1 protein-coding gene is annotated in these 1,395 nt (G+C 67.6%); it reads left to right on the top strand.

From position 1 onward, the window contains the following. Nucleotides 1-198: 198 nt before the first annotated feature. Nucleotides 199-1,359 carry an ISAs1 family transposase gene (locus tag QNO09_RS39565; protein WP_283975058.1) on the top strand — a complete coding sequence of 387 codons (1,161 nt, stop codon included), beginning with the start codon at nt 199-201 and terminating at the stop codon, nt 1,357-1,359. Nucleotides 1,360-1,395 lie beyond the last annotated feature (36 nt).

Genomic DNA, 1,395 nt, shown 5'->3' with positions numbered 1-1,395 from the left:
CAGGGTCATTGCATGATCGGGATTGGTCCGGTTCGCCGGTCTCGTGAGTGACGTGGCGTCATGTCCGTTGTGTGGCACGGGGCCTGGAGAGCAGAGCAGGCACGGTGCTGGTGATCATGTGGTTGTCGAGACCCATGAGAACCGAGCGAGACCGTGCCTGCCCGAACATCATCGCCCATCCCTTCCGCGCTGGAGCAATTGGGCTCCACGACGGATCCCCTCGCCTCAAGCGATGTCGCTGACCTGCGGCGTTTCCTGATTCTGGTCGCCGATCCCCGCGATGCGCGAGGATCGCGGTATCCGGCCCTCGCGTTGCTGTGCGCGGCCGTCTCGGCGGTGCTGACCGGGGCTCGCTCACTCATCGCGATCAGCGAGTGGATCAGGGATGCCCCGCAGCAGGTGCTGAGCGTTCTCGGCTTCGCAGCCGACCCGCTCACCGGTCTGCGGCCGGTGCCGCACGCCGCAACCGTGCGCCGTCTGCTGCAGCGTGTGGACGGTGACGCGCTGGACGCAGCGATCGGCGCGTATCTGCAGGCAAGAACGCCACCCCTGGCCGATCCGGCGGCGGAGAAAGGGCCGGTGCGACGGGTGATCGCCGTCGACGGCAAGGTGGTCCGCGGATCGCGAACCGCAACGGCCGCGGCCATCCATCTGCTGGCGGCGATGGATCACCACGGCGTGGTCCTGGCCCAGCGGCAGGTCGCTTCCAAGAGCAACGAAATCCCTTCCTTCGCGCCGTTGCTGGACGGTCTTGAGCTGGAGAGCACGGTGGTGACCGCCGACGCCCTGCACACCCAGCACGACCACGGGGCCTATCTGACCGGTCGCGGCGCGCACTACGTGGCCGTCGTGAAGAAGAACCATCCGGGCCTGTACGCCCAGGTCAGGGAGCTGCCCTGGCGGGACATCCCGCTCGGGCACCGCACCCGCGACCACGCTCATCACCGCGACGAGATCCGCCGGCTCAAGGTCGCCGCGTTCAGCCACCTCGACTACCCCGGCGCCCGCCAGGCGATCCAAGTCGTACGGTGGCGACGCGACTTGAGCACCGGAAAGCTGACCATCGAGCGCGTCTACCTGATCACCAGCCTGAGCGTCTTCGACGCCACCTGCACCGAACTGGCCACCTGGATCAGAGGCCACTGGGGTATCGAAAACCTCCTACACCACGTGCGGGACCAGACGTTCGGCGAGGACGACTCCAAAGTCCGCTCCGGCACCCTGCCCCGCGCCATGGCCTCCCTGCGCAACCTCGCCATCAGCGTCTTCCGCCAGGACGGTCAGACCAACATCGCCGCCGCCCTCCGCCACACCGGCCGCGACTACCTCCGGCCCCTACGAGCCCTCGGCCTCACGTGACGAACCCGGACAGATCCCAATCATGCAATGACCCTG

The sequence above is a fragment of the Streptomyces sp. 378 genome (genome assembly GCF_030124145.1).
In the GTDB taxonomy this organism is placed as follows: domain Bacteria; phylum Actinomycetota; class Actinomycetes; order Streptomycetales; family Streptomycetaceae; genus Streptomyces.
The sequence above is the reverse complement of the archived record's forward strand: the minus strand, read 5'-3'. Positions and strand labels throughout refer to the sequence as shown.